We start from the raw sequence: 16,273 nt of genomic DNA, 5'->3' as shown, positions 1-16,273 counted from the left end.
TCGCTGCTTCTTCATAAGTCCGTCCTCAATAGGCCAGACTCTAATCCATTCTGGAGGAAATTCTCAGTGGCAGGTCAGTATCTTCGCCATCTCAAGGACGAGCTGCTGTTGGGTGTACGGCTTTCCGAGCCTACCAACGTCAAGCTCTACCCCTGACGGAAGCTCCGCGTACCCGGACGCAATCAAGATTGGAATATCAGGCATCAATGCGCGTGCAGCGACAACGAGCTCACCGCCAGTCATTCCCGGCATAGAATAGTCGGTTATGATGAGATCGAAACGACTGTCCTCCTTTAATATCTCCAATGCCTCGATACCTGAATGCGCTTCCACAACCTCGTGGCCCAGATCCATCAGCATATCGACGGAACTCATTGCGATGAGAAAATCGTCATCCACAAGAAGGATGCGCTTTGGGCCGGATGCACCATTGATGGGCTGTTCTTCGGATAAGGTGGAACCGAGCTCCAAATCGTCACTCCTCGGTATCCAGAGTTCCGCAATCGTCCCCTGTGTCGGCGCGCTTGCCAATTTGAGACTACCTCCGAGCTGAAGCGCCAAGCCATGGATCATCGAAAGACCAAGCCCGGTGCCCTTGCCAAGTTCCTTTGTCGAGAAGAAGGGCTCGACGGCTTTTTCCAATGTCTCTTCATCCATTCCGTAGCCCTCATCGACCACAGACAAGACCCCGTAACCACCGGCGGCCAGCGGCCCTTTCTGACTGGCCTGGTCGAATGAACGAACATTGACGTGGATCGTCCCTCCGTCTGGCATGGCATCGCGTGCATTGACGACAAGGTTGAGCAACGCCAATTCCAATTGGTTGGAGTCGGCCAAGAGGACAACTGGAACAGGTGGAAGGCTGGTTTCAATCACAATACTGGACCCTACCGACCGTTTCATTAAGTCGGTCATATCCCGCACGAGATTACCGACATCGACAGGACCAACATGCAGGTCCTGTCTTCGCGCGAACGCCAGCAGCCTTTGCGTCAGGGATGCGCCACGCCTTGCTCCCTGAAGTGCCCCCTCCACCAGCCGCACGGCCTTTGGATCATTGGTGGCATGCTTGCTTAGAAGCTCAAGGTTCCCAAGAACCGCCATGAGCAGATTATTGAAGTCGTGCGCGACGCCGCCCGTAAGCTGCCCGATGGCCTCCATCTTTTGCGCTTGACGGAGCTGTGCCTCCGCCCGCTCGCGCTGCGCGACTTCCGCCATTACTTCGGCATGAGCCTTGTGCAATTCCTCGGTGCGAGCAACCACCCGCTCTTCCAGGACTTCATTGAGGTGACGTTGATGCTCCTCGGAGCGGATTCTATCGGTTATGTCGGAAGACACGCCTATGAGCTTTAGAGCCTTGCCAGTCCTGTCGCGATAAAGCTGCGCCCGGATTTCCGCCCAATGAACCGTTCCGTCCAGCCAGACGGTGCGGTATTCGATCGCATAGTCAACACCGGTTTCCAGCGTTGCCCGCACTGCATCTTGCATTCTTTCCAGATCGTCGGGATGAATACTGGCCAGCAAGTCATCGTACGTGAATTCCTCCTCCAGGCCTTGGCCAAAAATGGCCCGGCACGTTGATGAGGTGGTCAAGTCGTATGTTGCAAGATCCAATTCCCATGCGCCAAGCCGTCCCGCCTCCAATGCCGTTTGAAGACGGCGTTCACCTTCATCAAGCGCCTCAATTCGCAAACGGGCCTCGTATTGCCTACGCCGCCCTCTCAACGCTGAACGGGCGACACTCACGAACGTCGTTACATGGAAAGGCCGTTCCACGAAACTGACATTACCCAAAGCGTCGGAGAGCCGGGCAGCGGCCGGGTTGCGCTCAGGGCCACCCCCACGATGAGTGAGAATTATGAAGGGCAAATCGGACCAACTCGGTTGATCGGCGATCCAGGCTGATAGCTGTCGAAGGTCGGACGAACGCAACGCCTCTTCGGTTATCACTGCGAACGCGATATCCTCGCCCAATCCGGCAACGAACCGGTGAAGGTCGGCGGCTATAGTGGACGGAATACCCGCCTCTGCGAGCAGGGCAGAGGCGATCTGTGCGTCCCGTCCAATCGGGGCGTGGATCAAGGCGGCAACGTTTCTATTGGGAATTGTCGCCACCATCATTTTCTAAGGAGATGACACGCTGAGCCTCGCCAACAAACGTCGGCACGCCCCGCAAGACGCCTTGGAAACCCGAGAGCGGCGCGCCCAACGTCAATCCTTCCCGCGTGATACGGAATTCTCGAATGGTTTCTTCGTGCATACCGGTGCGTTTCTTTATTACCGAGACAGCGCGCCTCACCTTTCCAAGCGCCTCGAAATACCGCAGCAAAATCACGGTATCGGCAAGATAGGTAACATCAACCGGCGATTTCATATCTCCAACCAGGCCGTGCTGCGCAACCGTAAGGAATGTATTTGCGCCTTGACGGTTCAGATACTGGAGCAGCTCATGCATATGTAGAATGAGTGCGTTCTCCTCGGGCATCGAGGCCTGGTAGCCGTTGATGCTGTCGATAACCACGGTTTTTGCATCGAAACTGGCAACACGGTCGCGCACGCGTTGGGCGAATTCTCCCGGTGAGAGCTCGGCGGCATCCAATTGCTCTATGTGGATTGACCCTTCGTCTCGCAGGCGCTCTAGATCCAATCCAAGAGCCTTGGTGCGAGAAAATAGAAGGCCAAGTTCCTCGTCGAATACAAAGATCGCCGCCTTTTCTCCTCTGCCTACCGCAGCGTTGACGAACTGGAGTGCGAAAAGGCTCTTTCCCGTACCGGCAGGCCCGATCAGAAGAGTGCTCGAACCCCGCTCGATTCCGCCACCCAGCAACGAATCCAGTTGAGGGATGCCGGTTGCCAGCGGCGTTCGCTCGAAATCCGTCCGATGTTCGATCGCCCGCAGTCTTGGAAAAACGGCGACACCGCCCGTCTTGATCGTGAAGTCGTGGTAGCCACCTCGAAAGGCCTGCCCGCGGTACTTCACGATCCGAAGCCGTCTCCGCTCGGAACCATAGTCCGGTGCCAATTGCTCAAGATGCACGACGCCATGGACGACGCTGTGCACGGTCTTGTCCATATTCTCCGACGTCATATCGTCGAGTAGGAGGACAGTAGCACCGGTCTTCGAAAAATAATGCTTTAGGGCAAGAATCTGGCGGCGATAGCGTAGCGAACTTTGGGCGAGCAGCCTGATCTCCGACAGGCTGTCGAGCACCACGCGAGATGGTTGCAGCCTCTCGAAGGCGTCAAAGATCATCTTCGTTGTTTCGCCGAGCTCCAGGTCTGACGAATAGAGCAGGCTCTGCTGCTGATCCGCATCGAGAAGGCTCTCGGGCGGCACAAGTTCGAATATCTGAATCCGCTCTGGGAGGACCATTCCGTGCGATGCGGCAGTATCCCGAAGTTCCTCTTCCGTCTCGGACAGGGTGATATAAAGACATTGCTCGCCCTTGTCCGCACCCTGCTTGAGGAACTGGAGTGCGATAGTGGTCTTGCCCGTACCGGGCGAGCCCTCCAGCAAGAACACATGACGCCTCGTGAATCCGCCGGAAAGAATGTCGTCAAGGCCATCAACGCCGGTTAGTGCTTTTGTTTCCATAAATCCATCCGTACCTGCTCTACCGCTGAAATAGAGCACGAAATGAACATGGCAACGGAAACGTCTACACCGGTCTCCGTTTTGCTGATGGTGGGCATTTTGCCCCGCTTTTGAAAAGCTGGACATTGGCTCGTCATTTTGAAGCTCTTCAACAGACCCGAAACCGCGGCCGTTCGGTTAAGCGCCTAACTCAATTGACCTTTGCCGCGCTGCATCCGTCGCAATGCCCAAGAGCGAAAGCAGCCTGCTGTCGTCCGACATCAATATGCGGAACGCCGCGGCTGTTGTACCATTCGGACTGGTCACCTGCTCGCGAGGGGTGGAAGGCTCCTTGCTGTCGCTCGCGAATTTTTCAGTACCGAATATGATCTGCTTGGCAAGAAGTAGGGAGAGCCGGCCGGCAGAGCTCTCCTTACTCCAGCTGCCGTGAGCGCCTCGATGAAATGAAATACAAATGCCGGCCCCGATCCCAAAACCGCCGTCACGCATCCGTCAAGCGCTCATCCTCGACAAACGGGACGAGGCAAGCAACTTCGCATGCGAGTTGAGGCAACAAACGATGATCCGCTCTCCGATAGAGGCCGGCGTGTTGGGCATTGCCCGACGGTGTGTACATCGCGCTGTCGGTTACAGATTGCAACCATGTAGAGGGAAGCCGACCTAATACCGCGAGATCATGAGCCCCGAACTCGGCTAGACGTCCGGGACTTGGACGCTAGGCCCGCCTAGCCTTGCGATTGGCGTAGCGCCGATCGCGTTCGGCCTTGCGGGCGGCCTCGTCGTCGATAACCCGTGCGATACGATTTCTTTCTGCGACCTCAAGCGCTTCGGTTTCGGCGCGCAATGCCGCAGCCGCAGCCGCCTGTCGCTCGGCTGCCTGGCGTTCGGCCTCGTCGCGTTTCATCCGCTCGCGCTTGAGACGCCGCTCTTCCCGGGCGGCGGTGATCGTCGCCCGCTCCGCCTGCCTCGCCAGTCTGGTAGGTTCGTCGGTAGTCCTTGCCGTACGAAAGGCATTCAGGAGAGCGGACTTTGCCTCCGCAGCCGCGCTACGGCGATCGGAGAGGTCATTGTTTCTGGCGTGTTTCAAATCTTTGTCCTGTGAGTCGTATTTTACAAGTCAGGCTGTTCTGGCGCGTTTGGCAAGGAGAGAGACGGTCGCCGCCTCCCGATCAGTCAGTTCTTTTGCAAGGCGCGCTTCGCGAAGCCGCCGGGTCTTCTCCTCACGGGCTAGAACGATGAAATCTAGCTCTTCAACCGCACTATTGCGCGCGAAGAATTGCGATTGGGCATTGGCGAAGGCGATCTCCGCCTTTTCGCGGGATTTGCGATGTGTCTGTGTCATGGTCTTTTCCGGATGGGGCGCCGCAACATAGCGCGGCAACAAAAAAGGCCAGGCAGGCTGCCTGACCTTCGGTTGGTATCATGCTCTCGACAGTGCCAGTACATCCGTGGTCAATGGAAAGCAGATACCGGATGACTCAGGCAGCCTGCAGATTACAGGCCGACATCTTGCCCGACTTGTTATCGCGCTCCAATTCGAAGCCGATCTTCTGGCCTTCGACAAGTTCACGCATACCGGCGCGCTCGACGGCAGAAATGTGGACGAATGCATCGGAGCCGCCATTGTCAGGCTGAATGAAGCCGAAACCCTTGGTGGAATTGAACCATTTAACTCTGCCAGTGGTCATGATGAACCCTTTCATAGCAATAGGAAAACCACAACGCCCGCGACGTTGCAGATGTGATAGCGATTTTAAAAGAAAAGGTTCGTTCAGGGCACGGTGCCAAGCGCGCGATAATCAAAGCTAAACAAGCAAATATCGACAAGCGGTATATAGGCGCGCCCTATCCCGTTGTCAATTTTTAGTTTTTGACTTCCAATATTCTCGGCGTCTGGTTGTATTTAAGAGATGCCGTCAGCACCCTCCTTCGCTCCTATTTTCCTCACAATACGCGGCAATGGAAGTCCGCCGCACGGTGGCGATGCTCGGCGCGCGGTCGCTGCTCGTTGGTGCGTTGATCGCGTCCGCTGCCGGCGCCCCCGGAGGGCGCCAGTGTGACGACGAACAAGCCGCATTGATCATCAAGCGCTAAGCCTGATCGACGCCGCATCTCGGGGCGGCTCCTTTCTTAAATCAGATTCATTGTGCAGCGCAGCAACCATATCGCTGCTGAGGTGTTAGGGTCTATGCGCCAATCCCGCGCGCCCCTGGAGCACCCCATGAGATCTCTGTCCGACACGCTCGAACGCCTTGCCCGATTGCGCGCGGTGAAACCCGCCGCTCCGACCGGTTCCATTCTCAGGAAGCTCGATCAATTCGGGAGCAATCCCGGTGCTTTGACCGCATGGCACCACGTCCCGAAACATCTGCCTGCTGCGCCGGCCCTGGTTGTTGTGCTGCACGGCTGCACGCAGACTGCCGCCGGTTACGACGCCGGCTCAGGGTGGTCCGCCTTGGCGGAGGATTACGGTTTCGTCGTTCTCTTTCCGGAACAGGTCCGGCAAAACAACGCGAACCTGTGCTTCAACTGGTTCAATACCGCCGACACACAGCGCGATGAGGGCGAGACCATGTCCATTCGGCAGATGATCGCCACGCTGGTCGCCGAACATCGCATTGATGATCGCAGGGTCTACATCACCGGCCTTTCGGCCGGCGGCGCCATGGCGAATGCAATGCTGGCCTGTTACCCGGACGTTTTTGCCGGCGGCGCCATCATCGCTGGCCTTCCATACGCAGCCGCGTCCACCGTGCCGGAAGCATTCGATCGCATGCGCGGGCTAGGACTTCCCAAGACGAAAGCCCTGCAGGCAAGCCTGCGCGCCGCCTCACGGCATGAGGGGGCGTGGCCGACGGTTTCCGTCTGGCACGGAACCGGTGACAACACGGTCGTGCAGGAAAACGCGGCGGCGATCGTCGCGCAGTGGCGCGGTGTGCATGCATTGCCGGAACAGCCGACATCCTCACAGATGTTCGCTAACTATTCGCGGTCGGTCTGGCGCGACGGGCGCGGCACTGATGCAATCGAACTCTACTGGATCTCCGGGATGGCCCACGGCACACCCGTCGATGCCTCCACCGGCTATGGCCACGCCGCGCCCTTCATGCTGGATGTCGGCGTTTCCTCAACCGTTGAGATCGCAAGGACATGGGGCCTCGCAGCCTCCTTTGAGCGACGCCAGCGCCCGAAGGCCGAAACTTTCGACGAGCGGCCAGCCAGACACCCGAGCGGCGGTGGCGGGAACAAAATTCAATCCGTTATCGAAAACGCGCTGCGCTCGGCCGGGCTTATGAAATGATGTGATCTTGGCTCGCCCAAGGCATCTCCTCGGGTTTGCACGCGACGTCGCCGACCACATTGAGTATGCGGAAGCGCCTGCCGCAGGCGAGTTGATCGTGGACGAAATTTAGCGACCAGCGGTCGTTGGCCTTTGCTTCGAAGGTCACGAAGGGACGTATTTGTGTGACGCCTCGGCGTCTCAGCGTTCGAAATCCAGGAAATGCCCTCCGATCCTAGAACCAGGGCTGGCACTAAACAATGTCACACTGCGATACGTCGCGCAGCCTTGTCAGCAGCTTTCCGGTCGTTGCCGTGCTCGGCAAGGATCCTCCCTGCATCCTCGACGGAGATCCGATGCTTCTTTGCGAGCGTCTTGGCATCGTAGTTCTGGGCAGACGCCGAAGCGTCTTTGGATTGCGCCATGATGTTCTCCTAGGGATTGTCGCAAGACATGAGCGCAAGAGGCGCGCCTAAACCGATGAGCTTGTGTAGGTGGTCAACGACCATATAGCAACCGGCTGATACCCGACGAAGGTCGATGCCCGTCGGGTGCAGATGCTGGCGAACTGGATGATTCGCCTCCTACAAGTCGTGCTCATCATCCCAGATATTGAGAGCCTCGCAGCGGCGGGGTGTTTTCGCCTCCGGGAAACGTCTGGCCACACCTTCGAACAGGCGGGCAACATCGCGAGCTTCTTTGCTTTCCGGTCGGGCATCGCTACCAAGGCTCACACTCGTCCGCGGTACCTTGAAGGTCAGGATCACCACAGCCAGCCCTCTGTCAGAACATAGATGACCATGATTAAGCTGGCGCCAACCGCGAAGTGGGAGGCCATCTCGGTGACGACTTGACGGTTTTGGAAACGGTAGGTGGTGGAAGACATAGTGTCATCCTTTCAATAGAGCGGTCGAAGGCAAATTCAGTTCGAAGCCGGTGGCACGTTAGCCATTCAGGCCTTGGCATCGAGAGCTAAGGCCCGATGAACATCATCGTACGAAACCTGAAGGCGTTGGCGAACGATCGACGATGAAGAGAGGCGCGGTATCTCAAGGTGAGTAGCTACGCGCTTGTAGGCGGGGAAACTCAATCCGGCGATGAGTTCTTCGTCGACTATGAGGCGGTAGGTGCCGGCCTCTTGCGGCTCAACGAGTGATTCAAGCCGGAAGGGCCTGTGGAATGTAATTTCTTTCTCAGTCGTTCTCATGATGCGGTCACCCTGTGATGTGCCGATATTGGCGGCGGTCGAAAATGCCCGATAGAAGGCGCTTCGAAATCTGGCCCTGGTTTTCCGGCGTGTTAGCCGGGCGCCTACCACAGCCAGCCATCAATGAGGACGTAGACGATCATAAGAATGCTTGCGCCGACAGCGAACTGTGACGCTGTTGCAGCAACGAGATATCGATCTTGACGAGTTGCGAAGTTGGAAGACATGTCGTCCTCCTCTCTTTGGGGCCAGGGTAGCAAGCCCTCAAACAGCAGCGCCCGTAATGATGGCTGCTGGAGTAATGACCTTGCGCGCTTGTGGCGGCATTAGCAAGCAATCAAATAAGGCAGTTGGTCCCGCGCGCTCGCCGCCGGTTCCGTAAGGCGCCTGCGCGTCGCTTAGGTGACGACGATCTGACCTTTTTGCACGTACTCGGTAACGTCGAGATCAAAGCGCTGCACGACAGCGAGATCGTCGGCCACGTTCGGCGGTGCGAAGTGCAAGAAGTAAGACGCGTTCCGGCTCTTCGAGCGCTCAATCTCAGTGTCGGACAGCTTTTGCCCCACATAGATACCGTCGCCCACCTCGTGCCCTTCGACCATCAAAGTTTGCTTCACAGTGAATTTCATAGGTTTGATAGTCATAGCTATTCCTCTATAGGGTTGCAGTAAGAACCAGGTCCACTCCGTCCCGAAAAGCCATGCGCTACAACGCCGATGACGACATCAGGGCGATTAGCCGAGCTAAACGTAGCATTCCCTATAGTTCGACGACGGCAGAATGCATTGCTACGCCTGATAAGTCGATAGGCCAATCCGGCCGGCCGGTTTAGGCTGAACAGAGTTTCAGCGCAGTACAGATGAAGAGCAGAGCATAGGTCCTACGCTCGACAGCGCGGAGTACACCGAAGGGCGCAACGCCGCGCACTCCGACAATATCATCGAAGCGATGGAATGCTATAGTTAAGCTCTTGAGCGGATACGAACCAGCGACCTGCACATTTCCAAATCCTTCATCACGCTGATATCTAACGCGATGTGGCCGAACTTGAGTAAGGCGAACAGTGATTGCATGCGACATTCTCGGCGTCTGCTGCTCTGTTGGACCGATGCGAAGCTTCAAGTCGGCAGAAAAGCGCGACAGGTTTGCCAATTTCACGTGCTGGCATTTCAAGGAAACGCACAAGTTCAGCGGCTTTGACGCGGTTTTAAATATGTCAGGTGCCCCCTCGCTCACCTCTCCAACCTAGCCGCAGCTTCTTCCCTGTTCAAAAGTTCACCCTTGCGTTCCAGACCCCAAGTGTAACGGAAGAAGGAGCCGTCGGTCTTTGTTACGCGATGGCAAGGGATTGCGACGGCAAGAGGATTGCTGGCGCAGGCGCTGGCGACGGCCTTGCCTCGCTTCCCGCTCCCGATCCTTCGGGCAAGCTCCTCGTAGCTCACCGTCTGGCCGGGCGGGACTTCTCGAAGTGCAAGCCAGACCCTCCGTTGAAAAGCGGTCCCTCGCAGATCAAGCGGAAGGTCGAGTCCCACCTGCGGCGCCTCCACAATTCCGACGACCCGAGCAACGATCTGCTCGTAGTCGTTGTCGCCTCCGACTAGAATGGCTCTCGAAAACCGCTCCTGCAGATCGATAAGAAGAGCGGCCGGATCGTCGCCGAGCAGTATCGCGACGACGCCATTGTCGCTCGACGCGACGAGGATCGAGCCCAGGGAGGTCTGGCCGATGGCAAACCTGATTCTTTCCCGGCGCCCACCTGCCCTGTAGTCGGCCGGGACCATGCCGAGCGCCTTGTTCGAGACGGCATAAAAGCGTGCGCTTGAGCCGTATCCCGCTTCGTAGAATGTCGACGTGATCGATTTGCCCGGCTTCAGTCCATCCCGCAAAAGCTCTGCGCGCCTTTCCTGAATATATGCGCGCGGAGTCATCCCCATGTGTTTTCGGAAAATCCGGTGGAAGTGTCCCTCGCTGATCCCGAGAGCGTGTGCGAGGGCGGACACCGAAGGCGAACTGTCTCCGGCATCAATCAGTTTACAGGCCTCCGCGACGAGATCGCTGTTTCTTCGTGCGAACTCGTCGTTGTCTGGGCGGCATCTACGGCACGGACGAAAGCCCGCAGCCTCCGCCTCCAAAACGCAAGCGAACCGGCGCATGTTCTCCGGTCGAGGAGGACGAGAAACGCAGCTTGTCCGGCAGTAGACGCCGGTGGTGACGACGCCGCGGAACGCGAGCGCTGTCGCCGTAACCGATGTTTCCGCGGCGTCCGCCATCAGGCTGGGTTCCTCTGCATCGAGCCGAACGGATTATCGATCAGGTAGCGCCAGAGGCCGTCCGATCCCCTCCGCGCGATATCGGTGGCTGTCGCGACCATGTTGATCTCGGTACCATCCCTTGCCGTTCCGACATACGACCAGTCGAGGATAAGAGACGCAACGTCGCCGGCGACGAACAGGTGGCGCTGGGTGATCGACATCTGCAGGCCGAGGCTGAAGTACTTCGCGAGCTCCTTGCCGATGGCTTCTCTGCCGACATGCGGCATTCCGGAAGCATCGACGATCATCCCTTCGGCGTCGTAGAAGCCGAGCATGGTCTCGACGTCCAGCGAATTGAGGTGGGCGAGAAGTGCGGGGACGATGCCCTCTGGCGTCGACGAGAGTTGTAGTTTGGTCGTCATTGTTGCTCCTGCAATGTGTTTCAGCTCGTTGTGAGCTTGCCGACTATGGTCAGGCACCGTCCGCCCGAAACTCCGTTTTCTGATCTCATATTTCGATTTTCCAGCAGTCATTTCGATCCCGTATTGACACCGATCTAAATCATAGACATTTTATATCCACGATTAGGAGATGCAACATGAAACTGAGCGAAGGCGTAGAACAGGCCATCCATTGCGTGGCGTTCCTGGCCGGCTTGTCTGAGGACGGCGTGCTTTCGGCGGCCGCCCTGGCGGAATTGCACGGCGTTTCGACGAGCTACCTCTTGAAGCACCTGCAGTCGCTTTCGGGCGCCGGGATCGTCGCGACGACGCCGGGCCCGAAGGGCGGCTACCGTCTGGCCAGGGCGCCGAAGGACATCAGCCTTCTCGACATCGTCCTCGCGGTCGAGGGTCCAGCGCCCGCGTTCCGATGCGCAGAGATCCGCCAGCGTGGACCGAACCCTCTTCCGCAGCGCTACTTCACCAAGCCCTGCCAGATCAACGCCGCGATGCTGAAGGCCGAGAAGGCCTATCGCGCGGAACTCGCCAAGGTGTCCGTCGCGGGCCTTCTGGCGGACCTCGGCGCAGACGACGACGACGGCATCGCCGCTCGCGGATGCGCCTTTCTCGAACTCCACGAACGCAAGACGGGTAATCGCGCCTCGTCATAGGAGAAAGCACCATGACCAAGTTAAAGAAGGTCGTCGTCATCGGCGGGACGGGCCTGATCGGCTCGAAGGCAGTCGAGCTGCTGCAGGATGCCGGCCATGAAGCGGTCGCCGCAAGCTCCCGCAACGGCATCAATGCCTACACGAGAGAAGGACTGGAAGCCGCCCTCGCGGGCGCCGACGCCGTCATCGACGTTTCGAACATGATGTCGTTCGACAAGGACGTCATCACCGACTTCTTCGAGACGTCCAGCCGGAACTTGACGAGCGCCGAACAGGCCGCGGGCGTGCGCCATCACGTCGCCCTCTCGATCGTCAATGCCGACCAGCTTGGGGCCAATCCTTACATGGCCGGCAAGGTGGCGCAGGAAGAGGCCGTCGCGACCTCGGGCCAGGCCTATTCCATCGTCCGAGCAACGCAGTTCCACGAGTTTATCGAAACCCTGACCGGCGCCTATGCAGCCGACGGCGCGGTGAAGGTGCCGGAAATCGACTTCCAGCCGATCGCGGCCAGCGACGTCGCCGCCGCTCTGGTGGAAGCCGCGCTCGGCGAACCGAAGAATGGAACCATCGATCTTGCGGGACCCGAGCGCGCATCGTTCGAATCCTTTGTCCGGGCGTATCTCGCTGCGAAGGGTGACGGCAGGAAGGTGACCGCAGACGCCGCAGTCGACTACTTCGGCGCCCCTGTCGCCAAAGGCTCACTGGTTCCTGGCGAAGAGTGCATTAAGGGCCGGATCACCATCGCTGAATGGCTGAAGGCTTGAGAGGAGCGCACGATCATGAAGACCATTCTCTATGCGGCTGCGGCACTCGCGGCGTTCCTTGCCACCGCGTCCGCTCATGACGTGAAAAAGTCCGGCCTCGCATACGACACGAAGGATGCCAAGGTGACCCTCGTCTACGAGCATCCCCTGCCCGACGTTCCCGGCAAGAGCGTCAAGGGCGTCCTCGTCGAGTATGGCCCCGGCGGCTACAGCTCCGCCCACACGCATGCGAAGTCCGCGCTGATCTACGCCACGGTCCTTGAGGGAGCGATCCAGAGCGCCGTGAACGGTGGCGAGACGAAGACCTTTACCGCCGGCCAGAACTTCACCGAGCTGCCGGGAGACCGCCACGACGTCAGCGCCAATGCCAGCAAGATCGAACCGGCGAAGCTGCTCGCCGTCTTCGTCGTCGATACCGACGACATCGTCCTGACGACGCCGCGCAAGCCGTAGAGCGTCCCTCCGAAAACCATTCGCTAAACCACAGATCACCCGACGACGGCTTCTCCGGCGAATGGAAAGCCGCGTCCTCAAGAAAGGAAAACAAGATGTCCCGAATGAATTGGTCCGAAGTCGCCCCCGAGGGTGCCAAGGCGCTCTTCGGTGTTCACCACTATGTCACCGCCAAGACAAACCTGCCGGCCGAGCTAGTCCACCTCGTTTTCCTGCGCGTGTCGCAGATCAACGGCTGCGCCCACTGCATCGACATGCATAGCCGCGATCTGCGCAAGACGATGTCCGTCGACAAGATCACGCTGGTTCCGGTGTGGCACGAGGTGCCTCACCTGTTCAACGACCAGGAACGCGCCGCTCTCGCCTGGGCAGAGGAAGTGACCAACGTCAGCCAGACCCATGCGTCGGACGAGGCTTATGCCGCTGCCGCTGCAGCTTTCGAACCGAAGGATCTGGTCGATCTGACGATCACCATCGCTGCGATGAACGCCTTCAATCGGCTTGGTGCACCGTTCCGTCTTCCGGTGGCCGCAAAGGCTTGATCAGGCCCACAACACTCGGGAAGGAAGTAGCCTGCCGAACCGCGCAAAGGTTCTGCAGGTTGCGCCAACTACAGCGGCGATGAGACTATCCGCGTCGCCATCCCCCAGAGACGAAAAGCGTTCTCCGGGTCGACTGCGTATCGTGCCACTCCCCTGAACGGCCCGGCTCCACGCTCGTCGACGAGAGGAGCCTCCTGGCAGTCGTCGAAATATCTGCCGGAAATTCCCTCCACAAGCGGCGAGCCCGCGAGCAGCACCGACGTTGACGCCCCCTGCTCTGTCGTCTTGCGCAGATGCTCGGGCGTCCGAAGACCGCCGGTGTGCTTCTGAAGGCCGGTTGCGATCGCTCCGGGGTTGCAAGCGTTCGACGTGATGCCGTCGCCGGCCCAATTGTTCGTAATCCCCACGGCCATCAGAATGCAGGCCGTCTTCGATTGCCCATAGGCGAGCAGCGGATCGTATGGAATGAAGCGGAAGTCGGGATCGTCCCAGAACACGGGCGCAAACAGGTTGCCCGTCGACGCGATGGAAACGACGCGGGCGCCGTTCGCACTGGCCAGATGCTTCCGTAGGCCGAGCGCAAGCGCGAAGTGACCTAGATAGTTGGTGGCGAACTGCATCTCCCGACCTTCAGAGGTCCTCTGCAGTTCCGGAATGGCCATGACACCGGCGTTGTTGACGAGGACGTGCAGGGGTTCGTCCCAGCTTTCCGTAAATTCCCTAACGGAAAAAAGATCGGAGAGATCAAGGCGACGAACGAACAGCCGAGCGGCGGGCATGGCCTGCCTCATCTCGGTGACAGCTCTCTCAGCCTCGTTCGGACGGCGGGCCGCAATCGTCACGGCCGCGCCTGCGGCGGCTAGAGCGCGGCTTGTCTCCAGCCCGATACCCGCAGCACCTCCGGTCACGATGATATTCTGCCCGGTAAGGTCGACACCTTCCAGAACGTCGGAGGCGGTCGATGAAAACCCAAATGGGATGGATGAAGTCATGGTCGTACTCCTTCAGACATTCGACTTGCCCGGAAGATAAACGCGTGGCATTCGTGAACTAGATGGCAGACGCTACACACAATGATGAGATAATTCGAACAGTGAGTTCGCTTCCGCCGGGCGAGCTTGCGGCTTTCCTTGCCGTTGCCGAGTACGGAGGGTTTCGTGCCGCCTCAAGAACGCTCGGCCAGACGCCGTCGGCTGTCAACGGCGGAGTAAAAACCGGCCATTCGCCGGAGCAAAAGTCGGCCACTGTGGCGGCGGCCTGAGACCTCCGGAAGGGCGTAGCCCGAGCGGGGGTCTCAGGCGCCGCGGCGATTTTTTGCGGGAGCGTTTCAGCCGGCCTTTCGGGCGCGACTTTGGGCGAGACGATAGCTGTCGCCGTTCATCTCGAGGATGCTGACGTGGTGGGTGATGCGATCGAGCAGCGCGCCGGTGAGACGTTCGGATCCCAGTGTTTCCGTCCATTCGTCGAAGGGCAGATTGCTGGTAATGAGGGTAGCCCCGCGCTCGTAACGCTGAGAGATCAGCTCGAACAGCAGTTCCGCGCCGGTCTTTGACAGCGGCACGAAGCCCAATTCGTCGATGATCAGCAGCTTGTATGCGGCCATCTGCTTCTGGAGCCGGAGCAGACGTCGCTCGTCACGCGCCTCCATCATCTCGCTGACCACGGCGGCGGCCGTCGTGAAGCCGACGGACAGGCCTTTCTGGCATGCGGCCAAGCCGAGGCCGAGAGCCACATGCGTCTTGCCTGTGCCGCTTGGGCCGAGAGCAATGACGTTCTCGCGCCGCTCGATCCATTCGCAGCGTGCCAGTTCCAGCACCTGCATCTTGTTGAGCTTGGGAATGGCGGCAAAGTCGAAGCTGTCGAGGCTTTTGACGACGGGGAATTTGGCCGCCTTGATCCGGCGTTCGACTTTGCGGCGATCGCGCTCGATCATCTCCCGCTCGGCAAGCCGGAAGAGGTATCCGACATGATCGACACCTTCGGTGGCGCAGAGCCGGGCCAACTTCTGGTGCTCGCGCTGGAAGGTCGGCAACTTCAGGGCCTTGAGATAATGGGCGAGCAGGATGTCGGGTGCTTCGGTGCTCATGCCGCTTCTCCCGCATCAGATGACAAGAGGCGCATATAGGCTTTCGCCGAGGTCTTCTCGACCGTCGCCCGCGGCAGGTAGGGATAGATCGACAGGTCCAATCGCGGCGGCCGGCGCTCGACCCGGCACAGGATTAGATGCTTGACCGCATCGAAGCCGATCGCGCCGAGCTGGATTGCCTGCTTCACGGCCGCATGCAGGTCGGCAAGGTCGAAGCTCTCCAGTAGGCGCAGGACCTGCACATATTCCCGCCGCCCATGCTTTGCCATGCGGCCTTCCATCAGGCGGCGCAGCGTCGCGAACTCGTCCGGCAGGTCCCAGCCCTGCAGAGGAGTGGCCTGATCCAATGCATTGATCTTCTGCTCGATTAGCGGCAGGTAATGGACAGGATCGAAGACGACGTCCTCCCGCTCCCAGCTCCGCAGATGGTCGGCAATGATCTCGCCGCGGCAGCCGATCACCACCTTGTCGACATAGCCCCGAACCCAGACATCCTGGTGGCCGTAGGCGACCGGCACGGAATAGTCGTTCGTCTTATAACGGACGAGCGACTGGGCCGTCACAACAGCGCTGGTCTGGTCGCAGGCATCAAACGGCGACGCCGGCAAAGGTCGCATGGCTGCCAAATCCCGCTGCAATCGTTCGCCGATCATCTCGCTCTCACCGCGCAGCTTGTCGCGCTGGCGTTTGCGGCACTGCTCCTCCAGAAAAGCGTTGAAGGCATCCCATGTCGGAAACTGCGGGATCGGCACCATGAAGTTGCGCCGAGCATAGGGCTTTGAACCTGTCCAGTTCCTGTCTGGCCTCGCAGATTGTTTCTGCCGCTATGCGCTTCGAGCCACTATGGCTCGAGCCTCAGTTGAGCGACTATCAAGGGCACGCCTCATGGTGCTTTCCAGGCGGGATGCTTTGTGGTTGTTGGACGGGACAGAGTTGGGGTTGACCCCGCTCATCGTTAAGCTATGCAAAGACGCACCGCTTCA

General features: G+C 59.0%; 20 protein-coding genes and 2 pseudogenes. 6 read left to right on the top strand and 16 right to left on the bottom strand.

The window, feature by feature from the left end:
• Positions 1-63: 63 nt before the first annotated feature.
• From MUU55_RS27090 to MUU55_RS27065, 7 genes and pseudogenes are all read right to left on the bottom strand, one after another.
• On the bottom strand, positions 64-2,115 hold the full coding sequence (locus tag MUU55_RS27090) for a hybrid sensor histidine kinase/response regulator (protein WP_244763883.1): 2,052 nt from the start codon (positions 2,113-2,115) through the stop codon (positions 64-66).
• Entirely contained in the window at positions 2,096-3,595 is a 1,500-nt protein-coding gene (locus tag MUU55_RS27085; RefSeq protein WP_244763882.1) for an ATPase domain-containing protein, read from the bottom strand. Before MUU55_RS27085 ends, MUU55_RS27090 begins: the two co-directional genes overlap by 20 nt.
• A 177-nt stretch (positions 3,596-3,772) precedes the next feature.
• Positions 3,773-3,973: pseudogene (locus MUU55_RS29245) on the bottom strand (pyrroline-5-carboxylate reductase dimerization domain-containing protein); the annotation flags it as partial.
• Positions 3,898-4,080 carry a pyrroline-5-carboxylate reductase dimerization domain-containing protein gene (locus MUU55_RS29240; protein ID WP_303278591.1) on the bottom strand — a complete coding sequence of 61 codons (183 nt, stop codon included), beginning with the start codon at positions 4,078-4,080 and terminating at the stop codon, positions 3,898-3,900. The gene MUU55_RS29240 and the pseudogene MUU55_RS29245, both read right to left, overlap by 76 nt.
• Before the next feature lie 230 nt (positions 4,081-4,310).
• Positions 4,311-4,682, bottom strand: coding sequence for a DUF6481 family protein (locus tag MUU55_RS27075; RefSeq protein WP_244763881.1), 372 nt, complete (start codon positions 4,680-4,682; stop codon positions 4,311-4,313).
• Between the two features lie 30 nt (positions 4,683-4,712).
• Positions 4,713-4,937, bottom strand: coding sequence for a hypothetical protein (locus MUU55_RS27070; protein WP_244763880.1), 225 nt, complete (start codon positions 4,935-4,937; stop codon positions 4,713-4,715).
• 136 nt (positions 4,938-5,073) lie between these two features.
• Complete coding sequence (locus tag MUU55_RS27065) at positions 5,074-5,283, bottom strand: cold-shock protein (protein WP_244763879.1); 210 nt, start codon at positions 5,281-5,283, stop codon at positions 5,074-5,076.
• Between the two features lie 533 nt (positions 5,284-5,816).
• Here MUU55_RS27065 and MUU55_RS27060 point away from each other — a divergent pair.
• On the top strand, positions 5,817-6,896 hold the full coding sequence (locus MUU55_RS27060; protein WP_244763895.1) for an extracellular catalytic domain type 1 short-chain-length polyhydroxyalkanoate depolymerase: 1,080 nt from the start codon (positions 5,817-5,819) through the stop codon (positions 6,894-6,896).
• A gap of 242 nt (positions 6,897-7,138) precedes the next feature.
• Here MUU55_RS27060 and MUU55_RS27055 read toward each other — a convergent pair whose 3' ends face one another.
• The 6 genes from MUU55_RS27055 to MUU55_RS27035 all read right to left on the bottom strand — a co-directional run bounded on the left by MUU55_RS27055 (position 7,139) and on the right by MUU55_RS27035 (position 10,756).
• Positions 7,139-7,300 (bottom strand): hypothetical protein, encoded by a 162-nt coding sequence (locus MUU55_RS27055; protein WP_244763878.1) that lies wholly within the window; start codon positions 7,298-7,300, stop codon positions 7,139-7,141.
• Between the two features lie 338 nt (positions 7,301-7,638).
• Positions 7,639-7,761: a hypothetical protein gene (locus MUU55_RS29235; protein ID WP_280519143.1), complete on the bottom strand. Its 123-nt coding sequence runs from the start codon at positions 7,759-7,761 to the stop codon at positions 7,639-7,641.
• A 66-nt stretch (positions 7,762-7,827) separates the two neighbouring features.
• Positions 7,828-8,082, bottom strand: coding sequence for a hypothetical protein (locus MUU55_RS27050; protein WP_244763877.1), 255 nt, complete (start codon positions 8,080-8,082; stop codon positions 7,828-7,830).
• Between the two features lie 398 nt (positions 8,083-8,480).
• Complete coding sequence (locus MUU55_RS27045; RefSeq protein WP_244763876.1) at positions 8,481-8,726, bottom strand: hypothetical protein; 246 nt, start codon at positions 8,724-8,726, stop codon at positions 8,481-8,483.
• Positions 8,727-9,314: 588 nt separating this feature from the next.
• Positions 9,315-10,352, bottom strand: coding sequence for a bifunctional DNA-binding transcriptional regulator/O6-methylguanine-DNA methyltransferase Ada (gene ada / locus MUU55_RS27040; protein WP_244763875.1), 1,038 nt, complete (start codon positions 10,350-10,352; stop codon positions 9,315-9,317).
• The gene (locus MUU55_RS27035; RefSeq protein ID WP_244763874.1) at positions 10,352-10,756 is read right to left on the bottom strand and encodes a YybH family protein; all 405 of its coding nucleotides are present in this window, start codon (positions 10,754-10,756) and stop codon (positions 10,352-10,354) included. Before MUU55_RS27035 ends, ada begins: the two co-directional genes overlap by 1 nt.
• A gap of 176 nt (positions 10,757-10,932) precedes the next feature.
• On the opposite strand from MUU55_RS27035, the gene MUU55_RS27030 reads away from it, so the two are divergent.
• The 4 genes from MUU55_RS27030 (at position 10,933) to MUU55_RS27015 (ending at position 13,204) form a co-directional block, all read left to right on the top strand.
• Positions 10,933-11,445 carry an RrF2 family transcriptional regulator gene (locus MUU55_RS27030; RefSeq protein WP_244763873.1) on the top strand — a complete coding sequence of 171 codons (513 nt, stop codon included), beginning with the start codon at positions 10,933-10,935 and terminating at the stop codon, positions 11,443-11,445.
• Positions 11,446-11,456: 11 nt separating this feature from the next.
• A complete protein-coding gene (locus MUU55_RS27025) occupies positions 11,457-12,209 on the top strand; it encodes an SDR family oxidoreductase (RefSeq protein WP_244763872.1) in 753 nt (250 codons plus the stop codon).
• A 15-nt stretch (positions 12,210-12,224) separates the two neighbouring features.
• The gene (locus MUU55_RS27020) at positions 12,225-12,662 is read left to right on the top strand and encodes a cupin domain-containing protein (RefSeq protein ID WP_244763871.1); all 438 of its coding nucleotides are present in this window, start codon (positions 12,225-12,227) and stop codon (positions 12,660-12,662) included.
• Positions 12,663-12,757: 95 nt separating this feature from the next.
• The gene (locus tag MUU55_RS27015; protein ID WP_244763870.1) at positions 12,758-13,204 is read left to right on the top strand and encodes a carboxymuconolactone decarboxylase family protein; all 447 of its coding nucleotides are present in this window, start codon (positions 12,758-12,760) and stop codon (positions 13,202-13,204) included.
• Positions 13,205-13,272: 68 nt separating this feature from the next.
• On the opposite strand, the gene MUU55_RS27010 is transcribed toward MUU55_RS27015, so the two are convergent.
• Positions 13,273-14,196: an SDR family NAD(P)-dependent oxidoreductase gene (locus tag MUU55_RS27010; RefSeq protein ID WP_244763869.1), complete on the bottom strand. Its 924-nt coding sequence runs from the start codon at positions 14,194-14,196 to the stop codon at positions 13,273-13,275.
• A 62-nt stretch (positions 14,197-14,258) separates the two neighbouring features.
• On the opposite strand from MUU55_RS27010, the gene MUU55_RS29435 reads away from it, so the two are divergent.
• Positions 14,259-14,465, top strand: coding sequence for a helix-turn-helix domain-containing protein (locus tag MUU55_RS29435; protein WP_367892208.1), 207 nt, complete (start codon positions 14,259-14,261; stop codon positions 14,463-14,465).
• 66 nt (positions 14,466-14,531) lie between these two features.
• Here MUU55_RS29435 and istB read toward each other — a convergent pair whose 3' ends face one another.
• A complete protein-coding gene (gene istB, locus MUU55_RS27005; protein WP_244763868.1) occupies positions 14,532-15,290 on the bottom strand; it encodes an IS21-like element helper ATPase IstB in 759 nt (252 codons plus the stop codon).
• A pseudogene (locus tag MUU55_RS27000) lies at positions 15,287-16,066 on the bottom strand (Mu transposase domain-containing protein); the annotation flags it as partial. The gene istB and the pseudogene MUU55_RS27000, both read right to left, overlap by 4 nt.
• Between the last annotated feature and the right edge of the window lie 207 nt (positions 16,067-16,273).

The sequence above is a fragment of the Shinella curvata genome, assembly GCF_022899935.1.
GTDB classification, from domain to species: Bacteria; Pseudomonadota; Alphaproteobacteria; order Rhizobiales; family Rhizobiaceae; genus Shinella; species Shinella curvata.
This window is presented reverse-complemented; position numbering and strand designations above follow the sequence as displayed.